Raw genomic sequence first — 17,350 nt, forward strand, 5'->3', positions numbered from 1 at the left:
GCTGTCCCACCTGATCGAGGAGGTCCTCCGAGCCGCCATGGCCGGACACACGCTCAGGGTCAACGCGGAGACCATCGAGGCGCTGACCGGCTCCTCGGCACCCCGTGATCAGGCGCGTCTGCAGGCGTTCTGGAAGGTCTTTCCAGACGTGCAATGGGCAGCCGGGCAGGGCGCGTTGGCGCCGCCGGCGATCATGTCCTGGAAGGATGGCGCGGTGGTGTCCAGTGCCGCCGGACCCGCTGGCCAGCCGGTCCGGCGTGAGCCACCGGTCATCGACGATCGCGAGCCCTGGAAGATCTTTGCGATGCGCTCTTCCGAAGCAGATCAGATCCTGGATCGCGGCAAGGGGACGCTCACGCTCGAACTGACCGACGCGCGCGCACCGTATACCAAGACGATGCGGTTCGAGCCCTGGCAACCGGAGGACGGAGAGGCTGCGCGAAGGCGCCAGGACGAGACGCTCCGTTCGATGGAGGCGTTCGCCGTCGCTCACTTCGACGGTACCTGGAACCTGCCCGACCACCTGGTCATGGAGGCCGGACGCATCAGGGCCGGGCGCCTGACACTGGCCGAGCATTCCCCTGAGGGCTGGCGCCTCGATCGAGCGGCAGTCCGGGAAGCCATCTCCTCCTTCGGCACGTACTGGATCAAGGAGGAACCTGCGCTGTCCGAATGGTCGTTGCCCGGCAAGTCGCCGGGTGTCACGCGAACGGCAGGGATCCTGGACGAGTTGCGCATCGTCCTTCAGGTCCAGGCGGACGACGCCAGCCAGGCATTGGGCAACGCGCTGGCCGACAAGGCGCCCGCCTTCACGATCTGGATTCAGCGAGGCCCCTCCGGGGAGTCGCGCATCGTTCACGGCGAGGCGCTCGCGCAGCTGGTCGGACCCGAAACGTCCATCAAGCTGATGATCGCCGGTCATGGATTCCGGGTGTGGAACGACGGTGGAACCATCACCGTGGGCAACCACAGACCGACGGAGTTGTCGCGACTGGCCACGGACACCTTGCGCGGGTACGGGATACACCGGCCGGCGGATCATGTCGTCCTGTTTTCCTGCGCTCTGGAATCCCTGGCAGCCGACACCGGCTTTGCCGAGCCGTTTCTTCGCAGTGCCTACGGCGACGGGCTGGTGACCCCCTCGGCGTCCGTGACCGCCTACAGGCACTTGATGTACGTCCCCGAGAGACACTGGCGGCGCACCTCGTCGCCGTTCAGGGGCGCGGAGAGACGCCATCGCGCGCCCGATGTGACGCTGATCTATCAGCGGCATGCGGAGACCGGAGAAATCACGGTCCGGGACAAGTATCCGGCGATGCCGGTCCAAGCCTTGGCGCTGGGGCTGGGGCGGGGAGAGGTCGATGATCTTTCACCGGAACATCGGCGATCGGCCCTGTCGTTCGATGGTGCCGATGACGTCGGCGTCGCCCCGGAGCGAGCACGCGGGATTCCCCAGGCCGGTCAGGCCGGCAAGCTGTTCGAGCTGTTCTCGACGCTGAAGGGCACGTTGAAGAAGGTGCCGATCGACGCGACGGAGGGATTCCAGGCCGTGCTCCTCGGCGAGACGCCCGATGCGATCGCGACGGCGGTCCTGCGCCGCCTGGGGGACCTGGGCGCCGAGCAGCCGCAGGCGGACGCTGACCTCCTGCCGCGCGCCGCGCGGTTGATCGCCGACGGCCTCTGGCGACAGGACCCGGACCTGATGCACGACGGGTTTGTCGCGCTCTCCCGTGCGTACGACCCTTTCCCGCAGGCGCCTCGTCACTGGCAGGTCGACGATCGCCCGATGGGTGTCGTCGATCGAGGGCGCATGCCGTCGGCGCTGCTGTCGCGCTCCCCCAGGACCCTGGCACTCCCGATCGAGGAATTCGCGTTCATGGAAAGCGTGGACGCCGGCGTGCGCGCGTTGGACGGGGGGGCCGCCGGGACCGGGAACGATCCGGTCCGTCTTCAGCTGGGGCGACAGACCTTGGCCTTGCTGCAGGCCACGCTGAGCGGACGGCCGTTCACGGTCGATGCGGATCACCTGGATGCCCTGGCCGCGTCCGGAGAGGCCGGTGATCGCGCGCGACTGCGCGTCCTCGAGATCGTGCACGGCACGTCGATGAAGCTCGCCCGCAAGGGCGTCATGCCGGCGCCGGTCTACCTGACGGATTTCGCGCGGGAGCCATCCGACGCCGGATGGGCGCGCCATGAGGACGGCAGTCGCGTCCATCACGGTGATCTCCTGCCGGACCTGCTGGCGGGGCGTCGAGCGCAGATCACGCGGGCGCGGACCAACGGCAGCGCCGACTTCGACGAGGTTCATCCGCTGTCCCGCCTGTTCGCGTTCATGCCGGACGCGAAGCAGCAGCTTGACCGGGGCGCGGGCACGATCACGATCGTCTGGCCCAGGACCCCGGAGGGACCGCAGGCCGATTCGGTGCTGCGGTTCGCGGCGGCCGATGCCATGCCCGGCTCGCACAGCCAGCGCGTTCAGGAGGCCGAGATCCGTGCCGTCGACGAGTTCCTCGTCGGCGCGTTCTTCGACTCGTCCGTGTCGTCGTTGAACGCCGTGCCCGGCGACTTGAGGTTCGACGGGGTCGCGCTGACCGCCGGCCGCGCCACGCTTGCCGATCGGAAGGACGGCGGGTGGGTGCCGGTCCATGAAGCGCTCCGCCAACATTGGTCGGCCGTGGGGCACGGCGGAGGCTCGGCGGATCGATCGAAGCCGGTGTCGTCGTGGGACTTCGATCTCCACGGCCTGCGCTGGCCGAAGGAAAGACTCCCCCGCGGAGGCGCTTCGAAGCTCCGCGTGCTGCTGCAGATGGAGGACGATCCGGTCATGCTCCGTTATGCGCGTCGGAGCATCGTCCGCCATCGGGATGAGATGGTCTGGATCCAGGTGGACAGCGCCGGCAACCACGTGATCCGGTGGGGAGAGCGCCTGCTGCGGCAGGCCGCCGCCGATCTCCCCGTCAAGATCGAGATCACAGGCCATGGACGACATGACCTGGCGACACGGTCGCAGGCCTTGTCGGGGTATCTCTCCACGACGCTGGTGGACAGGGTCGCCCAGGTGCTCGACCAGCTCCAGCTGAAGGGCCGGGCCGAACAGGTCACGCTGGTCTCCTGCGCGCTCGAGACGCCGTCGGTCCAGCACAGCTTCGGCGCCGAGTTCCTGGATCATGCGATCCGCCAGGGCGTGATCCGCCCGGACGCCGCACTGGTCTCGTACAGCGAGCACTTGAAGATGCACCTGGAGGCGGGCGAAGAGGCGCGGTCCCGGTTCACGCGACGGTATCCGGGCGCGGACGAGACGACCCGTGCGCCCGACGTGACCTGGGTCTTCAAGAGGAACCCCGGCACCGGCGAGATCGTCCGGACCGACAAGTACCCCGCCGGGGAGGGCGATTCCTACGGACTGGCCGCCATCCAGACCGTCGAGCCGTCCGAGGTCCGGGATCTTCGACCGGGCGCGGCCGGCAGGCTCTCCGAGCTGTTCTCCACGCTGACATCGACTCAAGCCAGGGGCGGCCTCATGACACTGACGGCCGGCGCTCCCGACGCCGTGGTCGAGAACACGCGGGCCAACCTGGCAGCGCTGTTCTCCCAACTGGACGACGACATCCCGGTCGGCGCCTTGCCCCCTGTGGCGAGGTTGATCGCCGACGGCGTCTGGCAGCGGGATCCAGAGAAGCTCCGCGCGGCCTACATCCAGCTGTCCGACATCGGCGATCCCCTTGGCCGGGATGTTGCGGAGCTGTCCTGGAGCGGCCTCCCGACGGGTCTGGTCGAACGGGCGCGGATGCCGTCGCAGTTGCTCCAGCGCTTCGACCCGTCGATGGACGTCCCGCTTCATGACGCGGCCCTGCTCTTCGGTTTGCAAAGCGCGGTGAGCGCCATGGACAGGCTCCCCCTCGAGACCCGGCCCGATCCCGTCGGGCGGTCCTATGCGCGGCAGACCCTGGCGCTCCTGGAGGTCATGCTGAGCGAACGCCCGTTCGCCGTCGATGCGGACGCCGTGATCCGGATGTCCCTGTCGGACGACGCGAATGACCACGCGGCACTGGACGTTCTGGACGTCGTGCACGGCACGGCGATGCAACTGGCCCGCAGCCATCTGCTGCAGACGCCGATCTATCTGAGCGACGCCCCGGCCCCGGGCGTGGGATGGACCTCGTATCCTGATGGCAGCCGGGTCCATCGCGGCGATCTGCTGGCCAGCCTGCTGCCACAACGGCAGGCGAGGATGGCCTCGCTGCAGACCCCGATCGATGTCGGGGTGGACGAGGCGACCCCGTTGGCGCGTCTGGCCCGGTTCATGCCCCAGGCGACACAGACGCTCGACCGGGCGGCGGGGACGATACGGATCGTCTGGCCCGGGATGAAGGACGGCCCGCAGGCCGACTCGCTGCTGAGGTTCAGGCCGTCCGATGCCGGGAGCGGCCCGGAAAGCCGACGGCTGCAGGACGCCGACCTGCGGATGCTCGATGAGTTCATCGTCGCCGAGTTCGGCCACTCGCCTGGCCTTGTGCGCAATGGCGTGCCCGGCGAACTGACGATCCATGAGGACCGGGTGACGGCGGGGCGGTCCGTGCTCGCCGAACGCAAGGAGGGGCAGTGGCGCTGGGACGTCCCGGCGCTGCAGGAGCTTCACGGAATTCTGGACCCACGGGAGTTGCCGATCAGGGCATTGGAGCCGGCCACGTCGTGGCGCCCCGCCGATGACGGCGCGCTGCCGGACATGCGCGCCGCCGGCGAAGGGGCCAGGTTGCTCGTCCACCTGCAGATGGAGGACGACCTCGTCATGTGGAAGGGCGCGCATCGGACCCTCCGCAGCCATCCCGACGAGACGGTGTGGATCCAGGTGGATCGGGCCGGCCATCACGTGATCCGGTACGGGAAGGACCTCCTGGAGCGGGCTGGCGCCGCCCTGCCCGTCAAGATCGAGATCAGCGGCCACGGCAGCCACGATCACGCCACGCGGACGCAGCAGTTGTCGGGCTACGGCGCCACGGCGCTGGCGGATCGGGTGGCCTCGGTGATCGAGGACATCGGGCTGACGTCGAGGGCAGGCAAGCTCACGCTCGTCTCCTGCGCGATCGAGACGCCGGTGCTGGCGGACAGCTTCGCCGACGCCTTCATGGCGGCCGCCATCGACAAGGGCATCCTTCGCAAGGACGCGACCATGGTGGCGTATGGCGAAGTGCTGACCCGCAAGCTCGAGCTCGAAGGGAAGGAGCCGTCCCGCAGGACTGTCAGGTATCCGGGGGCCGCGGCCATGAACCATGCGCGCGGCGTGACGTGGATGTTCAGGAAGGATCCCGACACGGGCCGGATCGAGCGGATCGACAAGTATCCGGACGGCGGGCCGGGGGCCGGGGCCGAGGCCGACGATGAGGACTCGGCGTGGAACCGCCGCGCGGAGCATCTGGACGACCGGCACGCGCGGACGGGGGAATCGGTGGCGGATGGGCTTGCCGGACGCACGCTGCACGTGGACGGCATCGATGTGCCGATGGACTTCCTGGCCACGCTGGGAGCGCAGATCGACGGCGAGCCTTTGACGCGAGATCTGCTGCGCGCGATCGCCGATATGCCGGGCGATCCCGTGGCTCGCCTCAAGATCGATGCCGACCTCTTCGAGCAATGGGTGACGCTGCTGACCGACCGGCCCGACGCCGAGATCGCCGACCGGCTGCGCGCCATGGGCGAATGGATCGGCGCGCGGGAGAACCAGTCCGGCGCAGGATCGGCGTTCATCGACGAGCCCTCGCCAACGGCCCGTGAGATCGCGGACCGGCTGACGGCGGCGACCACCCCCGACGCCGATGGGATCTTCTCGAACGATGCCGAGCTGCTCAAGGCAGCGCGCGGCGACGACGCCGCCCCCACCAGCCTGCTCGGCGACATCCTGCGGGACCTGTCGCCGGAGACGCGCGCGGGCTTCGACGACTGGCTGGCAAGGACCGGTCAGCGCATCGACGACGTGGCGGGCATGGCGCCGCCGAGGGGCTCTCACGCGGCGGACACGCCCATCGAGAAAGTCGCCAGGGAGATCGGCCGACGAGCCGGCAACGACGACGGCATCGATTTCAACAAGATGCAGGGCCTGAACAGGAGCAACTCGCTCGCCAGTCTCCAGGAGATCGGCGTGGTGACGGCCGACAGCAGCGGGCTGCGACTGGATGCAGGGCGGATTCAGGCGTTCATGGACAGCAGGGGACTGGTGAAGCTCGCCTATGCGGATCGGGCGTTGCACAAGCTTCCCGACAAGGCCTATCGCCTGCTGGTCGACTCGGCGCCGGACGGCGTCCGGCGCTTCATGACGGCAGCGCGTGAGCGGCCCTCGGCCAGCAGTCAATCCGTCGCGGCGTTCTCCGACAAGCTGGACGGCGCGGTCGACTTCATGGACACCATCCTGGGCATCTCACAGATCCTGGCGAACTGGGATCAGATGAGCCCGACCACGAAGGGGTTGAGCGTCACGCAGAGCCTGAGCATCGTCATCTCCCCGCTCGCGATGATGGCGGGCCGCGCGATGAGCACGTTGGGTCCGGTCGCGCGCTCCGGCGTGCTCCGCGGGATCAGCGCCGGGCTCGCGGGCGGCGTCGCCAATGTCGCGATGGCCGGTCTGGGCGTGGCGTCGTGCGTGCTGCAATGGCAGGACTTCATCGCAAGCGGTCAGGCGTGGGACAGCCACGCCGGCAAGAGCCTCATCGCCAACACCGTCATGACGTCCGTCTCGGCCGCCATGGCGGTGACAGGCGCGGTGATCGGCACCGCGACCTTCGTGGCGGGCGGCGCCGCGGCCGTCTCCGGTACCGCGCTCGGCGTGGCGTCGAGCATCATGGGCAGCGTGGCGGCGCCATTGGCGTTGGCCATGTTCGTTGCCAACGCGCTGACGCAGGCGGTCCTCTGGTTCGACGAGTTCGGCCAGCATCTCCGCGCATCGACCAGCGACGGTGACATCGCGCTGGCCTTCTTCGCGAAGGCCTTCGGATTCTCGACCGAAGTCACCATGCGCGCCGAGAAGGAAAAGAGCGCCTGGTTGAATGCGGTCAGCCTGGAACGGTCGATCGAGGCTCAGGAGCAGGAGCTCCTGGAGTTCCGGGTCGAACAGCTGTCCAAGCAGGGTTACGACCGCTTCGTCGTCCCGAAGATCCAGGCAGGCGCCAGGCCAGCGACCTTCAGGAATGAGACTGCGGACCGCACGGAAGATGATCACTACAGCTACGTGCTGCAGCCGACGCGCACGTCGGCCCTGGATGTGCTCAGGATCGTCCGCGATCGCCAGCGTGCGGATCTTCAGCCTGGAACCGCGTGGCTCTCGTTGAGAAGCTACCCCCGCTACCACCGTCAGATGTACAACATAGACACGCGGAACGAGCGATCCCGCCAACTGTTCGAACTCGAGGGCGTGAGGGATGGATCTGTCCACGGCGGTCCGGGGGACGAGATCTACCAGATCGATGGGAAGACCGCAGTCGACATCTTCGGCGGCGGCGGTGACGACGAGGTTCGAATCGACGCCGGACAGTCCAATCTGACGATCGAGTTCACGCCCTTCGCCCACAAGCGAGCGGCCGCCCATCCGCCTCTGTCCCCAGAGTTTCCGTTCGAGCCCGCGGGATCGGATCCCGGCTTCCGCGTGCATTTCGACCACAACAATGTCTTTCAGCCGAGCAGGGTCGTCGGGGTTCATCGGATCAACATCCGGAATGCGAAGAAGGCCGAAGTCGTCGGCTCGGAGAAGGACGAACGCTTCGACATCTCGTCCGAGGACGGGGAGATCCGAGGGCTGGGGGGACGCAACACCTATCTGATCCGCAACGACAACCGGATCTTCGTCACGTCCAATGACGCGGCCGTGTGGACGCGCGGGGTCAGCGGCGCGAGCGTCGACGTGGGTGGCGACGCCACCTCCAGCCTGCTGCTCAAGATCGACGTGCTGCACGAGGCGCTGTCCTTGCGCCGCGACGGACAGGATCTGGTCGTGCTCATCGGCGAGGAGTCGCTGACGCTGAAGCGCCACTTCGACGGGCTCGAGCCGTCGCGCGGCGTCTCCGCGCCGGCGGTGGTGTTCGTCGATGCGGTCGGGACGGTCGTCTCCCTGATCAATCCCGGGGTGATCGGGGACAAGGCCGTTCCGTTGACGGAGCTCGACAAGCACCTCGTGATCAACACGGAGCTTCCCGACTCCCGAAGGACGCTCTCCGGCGACGGGGCGTACAACCGTTTCCAACTTTCTTCCGGGGGGGGCGACGTCCGCGTGATGCCGATGACGGGGATGCCGATGGACCTTTCCCTGGACGTTCCCGTCGAGCGCCTTCGCCTGTGCGCGGAAGGTGACGACCTGCTCATCGTCGAGACGCCGCCGGCCAACGCCAAGACCGGCTTCGCCCCGTTGCGCTTGCGGCTGTCGGGGCAGCGGAACGTCGCCACGCCAGCGAGCGCGGTCGGCATCATGGTGTGGGCGAAGGACAAGAGCCATGCGCCCGTCGCCCTGGTCCTGCCGGAACCCGGCCAACCGGCCGACGGGCCGGTTCGCGTCCGTGCCTCGCTCAAGGCCGCCAGCGTGGGTGACAAGGGCTTGCAGCCTGGCCCCGCGTCCGGGATGCCCGCTCCGGCCTCGATCCCGGGCCACGGCACGGAAAAGGAAGACAGGATCGATGCCCGGCAATTCCCGGACGACACCGTCCTGCGGGGCGGCGGTGGTGCGGACACCTACCGGATCCGCGCCGGGCAATCGCTCGTCATCGACAACGCCGCGATGGATCCGGCGCAGGACGTCCTGTTGATCGAGGACATCGGCGCACGCGAATTCCTGGAGGGCATCCGCTTCTCACGTTCGGGCGGAGATCTCGAGATCCACGTGGCCGGTGGCAAGGTCACCGTCCGCAACCACGCGACCTCGCCGCGCGCGCGCCACCTCTCGCTGGAGGTGGCTGGCAGGCGCTATGCGCTGCCTGTCATGCAGGGCGGGTTCATGGTGCATCTGGCTGCCGGCACGGAAGGGGACGTGCTGGCCACGGCGCCCGGCGCGCATCTGGTCCTGTTCGACCCGAAAGAGCGCTGGGACCTCTCGGCGGCACCGCGAAAGGTGTGGATGCATCAGTCCGTCGAATGGCGCAGGCACGGAGCGAGCGAGGAGGGCCGCAGCACCGGCGACCACCCGGCGACGGTCCTGCTGATGGACTACCACCGCGATCCCGCGGCCTGGCAGGTGTCGACGCTGGCTGGCCTGGAGGTCTCCCATCTCCGCGCCTCCGAGACGCAGCTCGACGCCGTTTCCAAAGGCGTCGCGGACATTGCCGCCGCGATCCGTGCCGACGGATCCCGCCGCCATCCGCAGGCCGACGTCGTGGCCTATCTGAAGGCGCGGGGCATGCCGGAGCCCGTCGCCACGCAGATCCGCAGCAGCACCACGGACGAATTGCGGCGATTGCATGCGCTGCTGACCGTCTTGATCGATGAGGGGACGTGGTCACTGCCCGCAGCCTTCATCGACGACTACGTGGCGAGCGATCTGACGCCGTCCGATCGCCAGGCGCCGATGCTCAGGCAGCTCGCTTCACGCCGTGCGCCCTGGGCGTACGACGAGCGGATCCTGCGTCGCGAACTCTCCATGGCGCAATTCGAGGCTTTTGAGTCCTGGGCCATCGCCCGCTTCCAGAGCCAGCGGGGGGACGACGCGCTCGAGGCGCTGGACGACTTCATCCGCATGCTGGATGGCGAGAAGCCGTCGACACCTTTCGCGCTGCCATTGCTCGCGAAGGTCCTGGAACTGAAAGGACGTCCGCCTGCCGTGGTGCACGAGCTGGCACTCGCCATGCTCGCCGCGGACACCATGGATGACCAGTGGACGGCAGGCATGCTGCAGGCGGGTGTCGTCCACCACTGCGCCTTGTCCCGCCTGCGGGAGGCGGGCGTGTCGCCGCAGGACGTGGCGCTGGGCAATGCGAACCGTCGACGCTACGAAGGGTCGGCCGACCGCTCGGGACTGGTCAGCGTCGAGGCCTCGGAGGCGTTCGGGGAGCCGATCATCACCGCCTACCGGTATGTGTCGAAGTACTTCCTCAAGCTCAACGATGCCGGTGACGACTTCAGCGTGAAGGACAGCGAGAGCACGTGGCAAAAAGGTGTCGCGTACGACCTCCGTCCCGGCGCACTCGTCGGTGAGGGCGGGGACGTGCCGAAAGAGCATCCCGACGAGCTGATCGCCAGGCATGACGCAGCCATTCGAGTGCGGGATGCCATACGGAGCAGGCTGACGTACTCGGGCGCTCACAGTCCGGGCCCTTCGCTACCCATCGTTCCCGCATTGCCCGAACTGGTCGTCCTGTACAAGAAGGGTCTTGTCGCTGTCGAGGAATATGAAGCCGGGGGCGCCTGGGACGGCCGCTCCCAGCCTCAGAACCTCGTCGACGGCTTTGAAGGGGCTGACGAGGTCGTCGCGTGGCGACCGGCCACATCGAACCCTTCGCCGAAGGAAGGCAAGCCGAAGCCGGACATCTCGGTGGATCCCGAGAAGTTCATCCAGTTCGACTTTGCACATCCCATTGCGTTGAAAGGCTTGACGCTGACGCACGCTTCATCATCGTCGTCCCCAGAGCTTTCGCAAGACCAGCGCAATTCACTGTCCGAATGGAAGGTGGAGGCGAGGCGCAAGGACGGCGCGTGGATGGACGTCTCCATGCCGTGGACCATTCGCGGCGTGGAGCACGGCAGGAACGAGTTCGGACTGATCGACACGAAAGGCATTCCCTACCGCCATTACCGCCTCACTGGCGTCAGCGGCGTATTCCCGAAGGAAGCCTGGTTCAGCGAGGTCACCTTCACCACCGTCGAAGCCGGCGCGAGCCCGCGTCCCGCCGTCAATGCGCTGCAAGGCGCCGGATTCGGCGACGAGGAGATCCGGTCCTTGTTCCTGCTTGGCTTGCGTGAGGAGGCGCAGATCAAGCGGGCGATCGACCTGCGGCGCCACTTCGGCCCGCTGCCGCTGGCTGTCCTCATGGACGACGTGCAAGGTCATGATTCGCTGGGTGAGGAGGAGATCAGGATATTGAACGAGCTGAGGTCCCACTGGAGCGATCAGCGTCTGCGGTCTTCCGAGACGCTGCTCGAAGTGGTCCGCCTCCGCGCCGCCGGCCGGCACATCGATCGGCTCAATGCCCAGTTGCCGTTCTTCGACCCCGGCTCGGTCGAGGACGATGAACACCGTCAATTCGTGGCGCAGATCCAGGCGGCACTGAACGCCAGGCGCGATCCGTCCGCGCAGGTGGACGAACAGGAGGGCGATCAGGACGCGACCGCCGATCCGGCGATCATTCCCTTCGGCCCCGTGTTTGCCAGGCATCTTGTGGACAGGCTGCGCGACAAGCTTCTGGCGCGCCACGAAGAGGCGAAGGCCATGCGCGTCACCGCGCCGTGGTATCTCCACCTGACCGCGCTGGAGGCCGCAGCCTTCGATCGGACGCTCCACCTGCGGGTGCGGCCAGGGACGTCGCAGCAGGAGGCGGCCCTCCGTTCCGTGATCGAGGACGCCCTGCCTCGGCTGCAGATTGCCTTGGACCATGGCCTGCTCGATGTGGTGTTCGTTTCGTCGATGCCTCCGGTGGGCGAGGCGGCGCCCTGGGCGCCGCTGGGGCCGAACGGGAAGGCCTTGCACCTCTCGCCGGGTGTCGACCTCGTCGCCGAGCACCGCGAGGCTCAGGCCGGCCAGCCCGTCCCGCGCCTGCTGGCCGGCGGCTTCACCGGAGAAGAGGCGAAGGCATTGTTCGAGCGCGGCGTCCAGACGCTGGAACAGGTGACCCGTGCGATCGACTTGCGCAAGCTCTTCGACGGCCTGTCCTGGAAGCTCGTCGCCGAGAACGTGCTGGAGCAGCAACCCTTCGACGACGGACAGCTCAAGCTTGCGCATTACCTGAGCTCGTTACCCTGGTGGAGGCGCCGCCCGCAGGCCAGCTCCGCGGCCGTCCGTCACGGTCTCGCGCCAGTCCAGCGCACCGGTCTGATCGACGGACTCCTGCCGGACAACGGCCATCCGTTGATCGAGATGAGCATGCTTCGATCCTTGGTGTCGAAGGTGCGCACGTGGCTGCATGAGGCCCAGGATTCCAATCCCCAGGGTGTCCACGCCTCCGCGAACATCACGATCGCGCTGCGTCTGATCCAGGCGGCGGGCGGCATGAACCGGGCGTTGCAGGACGCCATCGAGCTTGCCGCCAAAAGCGGACTGCGCGTTGCCGGTCAGTCGACGGTGGGCGACTCTTCCGTCTGGGACCCGCAGGCGCTGCGCGGCTTCGCATCGCTGGCTCCGCCGGAAGACGGTGCGCAGACGGTCACCTTCGATGCGCCGCTTTACATCGTCCTCTTCACCTACGAGCGACTTCTCCATACGCTGGACTACGAGCTCCGGAGGATGGGGCATCACGAGGCGGACGTGGCTGAAGCCCTCCGACCGAAATATCTGGACCTGGCCGTGCTCCGCGCCGCCGTCGGCGGACAGCAGCTCCGGCTGCATGTGCCGCCGGGGGAGTCGCCGCGGGAGCAGGCGTTCATGGCCCTGATCGAGGCGAGGCTGCCCGCGCTTCAGAAGGCGGGAGAGCTCGATCTCCTCGACGTCGCGATCGCCTCGCCGATGCCCGTCGTCGATCTGCTCCGTCCGTGGACGACCCAGGTGGTGGACGGCAAGACCTGGTACCTGTCATCGGCGGGGGCTCTGGAAGCAGCCTGGCGCTCAGGCAAGGTCAGTCAGGCGATCCCGGTGCTGATGGATGGCGGATTCGACGCGGAGGATGCGAGGAAACTGTACGACCTGAATGTCCGGACGGAGGCGCGCGTGACGCGTGCGATCCTGCTGCGCAAGCACTTCGGCGCACTGCCGGTTGCGCTGGTCGCCAGCGACACGCCCGAGCCGACCCTGCAGATGCCCGAGCATCTGGAGCAGGCCCTCGGCCCGCACCCCCTGCGTCTGGCGGCATTGCGCGCAGCCGTCGGCAGGCAGCTGCTGCGTCTGCAAGTGCCCGCGACCGGCTCGCCCGAGGATCGGTTGGACCGGCGCCTGATCGAGGCCGCGCTCCCCTTCCTGGAGCAGGCCAGGCGCGACGGCATCCTGGATGTCGCGATCGTTTCGTCGAGGCCGCCTGTCGGTCGGGAAGACGGCTGGACGTCGCAGGACGTGGGAGGCAAGACCTTGCGTGTCTCGTCGAAGCAGCCTCTGGAAGCCGCCTGGCGCGAAGGTCTGCTCGGCCACCCGTTCCATCGTCTGGTGGCCGCGGGCTATGGCGAGGACGACGCGCAGGCGCTGCATGACGGCGGCATCCAGACGGCAGAGCAGGTCGACCGTGCGGTTCAGTTGCACGGCTTCTTCGGCGATCTGTCGCCGGAGGTCGTCTTGCAGGACGTCCTCGTCAATCCGCCCTTCAGCCTGCTGGAAACCGAGCTTGGCTCGCGCTTGGGCAGGCTGTTGCGGCATCTCGGGATGGATGCGCTCGGCCTCGTCCGGGGCGGACTGAAAGGAACCGCACCGATGATCCAGATGAGCGACGCAAGGAGGTTGAGGGGTCTTCTCAACTTCGATGATGAGATCGCACGCGCTTATGCGGCAAGGTTTCTCGAGTGGCTCTCGGAAACGCAGGGCCCGGAGTGGTCTTCGGACGCCACCGCCGTCACTGCGCTCGCGGGTGCCATGGGCTGGGCGGCAAGCGGGAACTGGCGGGCATTGGCCAATGCGCTCGGCCTCGCCCGAGGGCTGGGCCTGCTGCATCATGGCCAGGCCCAAGTGGTCGACGCCGACGACTGGATGCCGGCGTTCATCGGTCGCCATGCTCGGCTCGTCCGTCCGGATGATGGGGAACAGGCCCCCACCATGGCGGCACCGGATTACGTCGTCCTCCAAGGTCTCAAGCGTCTCCTCGATGCGGTCCGTTCCGAGCACATCAGGCTGCGTGCGTCCTCGGGCGCCGGTGTGGTGCTGGACACGTCCTATCTCCACCTTCAGGCACTGCGCGCCGTCGCGACAGGGCAGCGCATCGAACTGGGCTCGCCGGAGGGCCGTTCCTATCGGGACACCGAGCTTCAGAACTCGTTGAACGACTTGCGGCGTTCACTGGAGGAATCCCGGTCGCTGGGATTTGTCCAAGCCGACATCCTGTTCGAGGTCGCGACTCCGGAGACGGACGAGCCGTCCGTCCCCGATGCACCTGACGCTCAAGCTCAGGACGGGGACAGCACGCACGGTGCGGAGGATGCGGCGTCGGACCGGGCCCATGGCGGCGACTCCGCGCGCCAGGCCAACCTGCTCAAGCAGGCGATGTCGTCGCACCAGGAGGCCGACTTCGGCGGGACCTCATCCTTCGGGGTGCCTCGGATGCCGTCACCGCAGGCGCTGCTGTCCGCGCAGACGACCTGACGCAGCGACTGTCGGGCGGTGAACCGACGCGCCGTCGCCCTCGCGGCGGCGGCGCGGACCGATACTTCGTCCGCCATGAACCTGCATCGCGTCGATCTCGTCTCGCTGTCGCTCTTCAGCCTGGTGGCCCGCACGGGCAGCATCAGCAAGGGGGCGGCGCTGGCCGCGCTGGCGGTCGGCGCGGCGAGCAAGCGCCTGAGCGACCTGGAGCATTCGCTCGGGACGACGCTGCTGGAGCGGCATTCGCGCGGCGTCACGCTGACGGCCGCGGGTCTGGCGCTGCAGCAGCACGCGCAGCGCATCCTCAGCGACGTGGACCAGATGACGGCCGACCTGTCCGACTACGCGTCGGGCCTGACCGGCGTCGTGCGGCTTTGGGCCAACACCTCGGCGGTGACGCAGTTCCTGCCGGCGCAGGTGTCGGCCTTCGTGCGCGACAACCCGCGCATCCGGATCGAGCTCGAGGAAGCCGACAGCCACGAGATCGTGGTCGCGGTGCTGGACGGCCGCGCGGACCTCGGCATCTTCGCGGATCGCACGCCGGCGCTGGGCCTGCACGTCCTGAACTACCGGCACGACCGGCTGGTGCTGGTCGCGCCGGCGGGGCATCCGCTGACGAAACGCAAGACCGTGCGGTGGGAGCAGGCCGTCGAACACGACTTCGTCACCTTGGCGAAGGCCACCTCCTTGCAGAAGCGCCTGGAGATGGAGACCGAGAAACTCGGCCGGCGCCTGAAGAACCGCATCCAGGTGCGCAGCTTCGACGCGATGTGCCGCATGGTCGCCGCAGGCATGGGCATCGCCGTGCTGCCCGACGTGGCGGTCGAGCCGCTGCTCAAACCGCTGAACCTGCGGCGCGTCGGGCTCGACGAGGACTGGTCCGACCGCACGCTGCTCATCGGCGTGCGCGACCTCGATGCGCTGCCCAGGCATGTGCGGGTGTTCATCGATCATCTGTGCTTGTGATCACTGCTTGAATGGCCCCCTTCTCCCGCAACTCTCTCCCGCAGCAAGAGAGTTGGTTTTTAATCGGCAGAAAATTGCCTATTAAAGATTAATTTCCATGCGAGCGGCAGAAAACTGCCGTTTATGGTGTTTGCAAAGGTGATCTTTAGTCGGCATACTTGTACCGATAGCGCTCATATCGGCGTATTAGTCGGCAGAACTCTGCCGCTTGTGGAGTTGAATAGTGGCCACCATCCGCACCGACGACGAGATCGAACAGGGCATCGGCGAGAAGGTCCGCGCCCTTCGCCTCCAACGCAACCTGGATCAGGCCACTGTCGCGGAGCGTTCCGGCATCAGTGTCCGGGCGCTGCGCAATCTCGAAAAGGGTGCCGGTTCGACCGTGCGGACCTTGCTGGCAGTGATGCGCGCTCTGGGGCGCGATTCGTGGTTTGACGCCATGGCGCCCGTGCCGACGATCAATCCCCTGAACTTGCCTCGCAGGAGCAACCAGCGGCAGCGGGCTACCGCGACGAGCGTGAAGCAAGCGCAGGAGCAGGCCCGGAAATTGACATTCGTCGCCAATCGTCGCGCTGGGATCAAGTAGCCTTCCTTCCCCTATGCCGTACAGCCCCGTTGATCGCGTTGAAGTCCATCTGTGGGACATGCTCGTCGGCGTGGCGGCGCTCGATCCGACCTATGGGTACTACGCGTTCGCGTATGACCCCGCGTTTCGCGGGACAGGTATCGAGCTGGCACCGCTGCACATGCCGCTCAACGCGCAGGACGTCTATCTGTTCCCGGATCTCCCGGTCAACACGTACAAGCGCCTGCCGGCGTTGCTCGCCGATGCGCTTCCTGATGACTTCGGGAATGCGTTGATCAACAGCTACATGGCCCGGCAAGGCATGTCCGCCTCGCAGGTCTCCGCGTTGGATCGCCTCGCCTACATGGGCACCCGGGCCATGGGGGCGATGACGTTCAAGCCGGTACGCGGTCCTCGCACCCAGCAGGCCAGTGCCATCGACATGCGCAAGCTGGTGCTGGTCGCCCGCGAGGCTGTCCATGGCGCCATCGACGACGACGAGCACACCAGCGCCGCGCTGCGTTCGATCATCGATGTCGGCACCTCGGCGGGCGGTGCCCGGGCCAAGGCCGTGGTGGCCATCAATCCGCAGACAAAGGAATTGCGCTCAGGACAGGTGGACGCACCAGCGGGTTTCGAGCACTGGCTGCTGAAGTTCGACGGCGTCGGCGTCGACAAGGAGTTGGGGGCTTCCCAGAACTACGGACGCATCGAGTTCGCCTATCACTTGATGGCGCGTTCCGCCGGCATACGGATGAGTGACTGCGACCTGCTGGAGGAGAACGGCCGCGCGCACTTCATGACCCGTCGCTTCGATCGGCATGGGAGTTCGGGTCGACATCACGTGCAGACGCTCTGCGCGATGCAGCACCTGGACTACAAGCTCAAGGGCGTCCACTCCTACGAGCAGTTCTTCCTCACGATGGATCAACTGGACCTTCCGTACGAGGATCGTGTTGAAGGCTTCCGGCGCATGGTCTTCAATGTCGTCGGCATGAATTGCGATGACCACGTGAAGAACCTGAGCTTCATCCTTCCAGAGGATGAGCCGGCATGGCGCCTCGCGCCCGCCTACGACCTCACGTTCGCCCACAACCCGAAAGGGGAGTGGACCCATCAACACCTGATGTCCGTCAACGAGAAGTTCAAGAACATCGAGCTTTCGGACCTTCTCATCGTTGCGGATCGATTCGGCGTTCGACAGGCCCAGCGTGTGATCGACGAGGTCCGGGAGGCCTGCCAGCTCTGGTCTGTCTACGCCGATGCTGCGGGAGTGCCGGAGCGGGAGATCGACTTCATCGACAAGCAGCTGGTCACCCTGACTTAGGTGGCAACCCCACCCCGCTTTCGCGATCCGTGAAAGCTGGCGCCGCCACTCCGTCATTCCCACCGGAGGCGGACCTTCCCAGAATCCGTCTCCA

Annotated in this window: 4 protein-coding genes; all 4 read left to right on the top strand. The window is 67.2% G+C overall.

The features are described 5' to 3' along the window. Positions 1–529: 529 nt before the first annotated feature. The 4 genes from AC1VNM_RS28460 to AC1VNM_RS28475 all read left to right on the top strand — a co-directional run bounded on the left by AC1VNM_RS28460 (position 530) and on the right by AC1VNM_RS28475 (position 17,256). Positions 530–14,398 carry a C80 family cysteine peptidase gene (locus AC1VNM_RS28460; protein WP_483109348.1) on the top strand — a complete coding sequence of 4,623 codons (13,869 nt, stop codon included), beginning with the start codon at positions 530–532 and terminating at the stop codon, positions 14,396–14,398. A 75-nt stretch (positions 14,399–14,473) separates the two neighbouring features. Further along, entirely contained in the window at positions 14,474–15,364 is an 891-nt protein-coding gene (locus AC1VNM_RS28465) for a LysR substrate-binding domain-containing protein (protein WP_483109137.1), read from the top strand. Positions 15,365–15,587: 223 nt separating this feature from the next. Continuing rightward, positions 15,588–15,950 carry a helix-turn-helix domain-containing protein gene (locus tag AC1VNM_RS28470; RefSeq protein ID WP_483109138.1) on the top strand — a complete coding sequence of 121 codons (363 nt, stop codon included), beginning with the start codon at positions 15,588–15,590 and terminating at the stop codon, positions 15,948–15,950. Between the two features lie 13 nt (positions 15,951–15,963). Then, positions 15,964–17,256 (top strand): type II toxin-antitoxin system HipA family toxin, encoded by a 1,293-nt coding sequence (locus AC1VNM_RS28475; protein ID WP_483109139.1) that lies wholly within the window; start codon positions 15,964–15,966, stop codon positions 17,254–17,256. The last annotated feature ends 94 nt before the right edge of the window (positions 17,257–17,350 follow it).

Source organism: Mitsuaria sp. MSU3D (genome assembly GCF_056867975.1).

What these genes read in the sequence shown, in the direction of transcription:
- AC1VNM_RS28460 (WP_483109348.1), top strand. Translation starts at nt 530, where the DNA reads ATGGAGGCCGGACGCATCAGGGCCGGGCGCCTGACACTGGCCGAGCAT.
- AC1VNM_RS28465 (WP_483109137.1), top strand. Translation starts at nt 14,474, where the DNA reads ATGAACCTGCATCGCGTCGATCTCGTCTCGCTGTCGCTCTTCAGCCTG.
- AC1VNM_RS28475 (WP_483109139.1), top strand. Translation starts at nt 15,964, where the DNA reads ATGCCGTACAGCCCCGTTGATCGCGTTGAAGTCCATCTGTGGGACATG.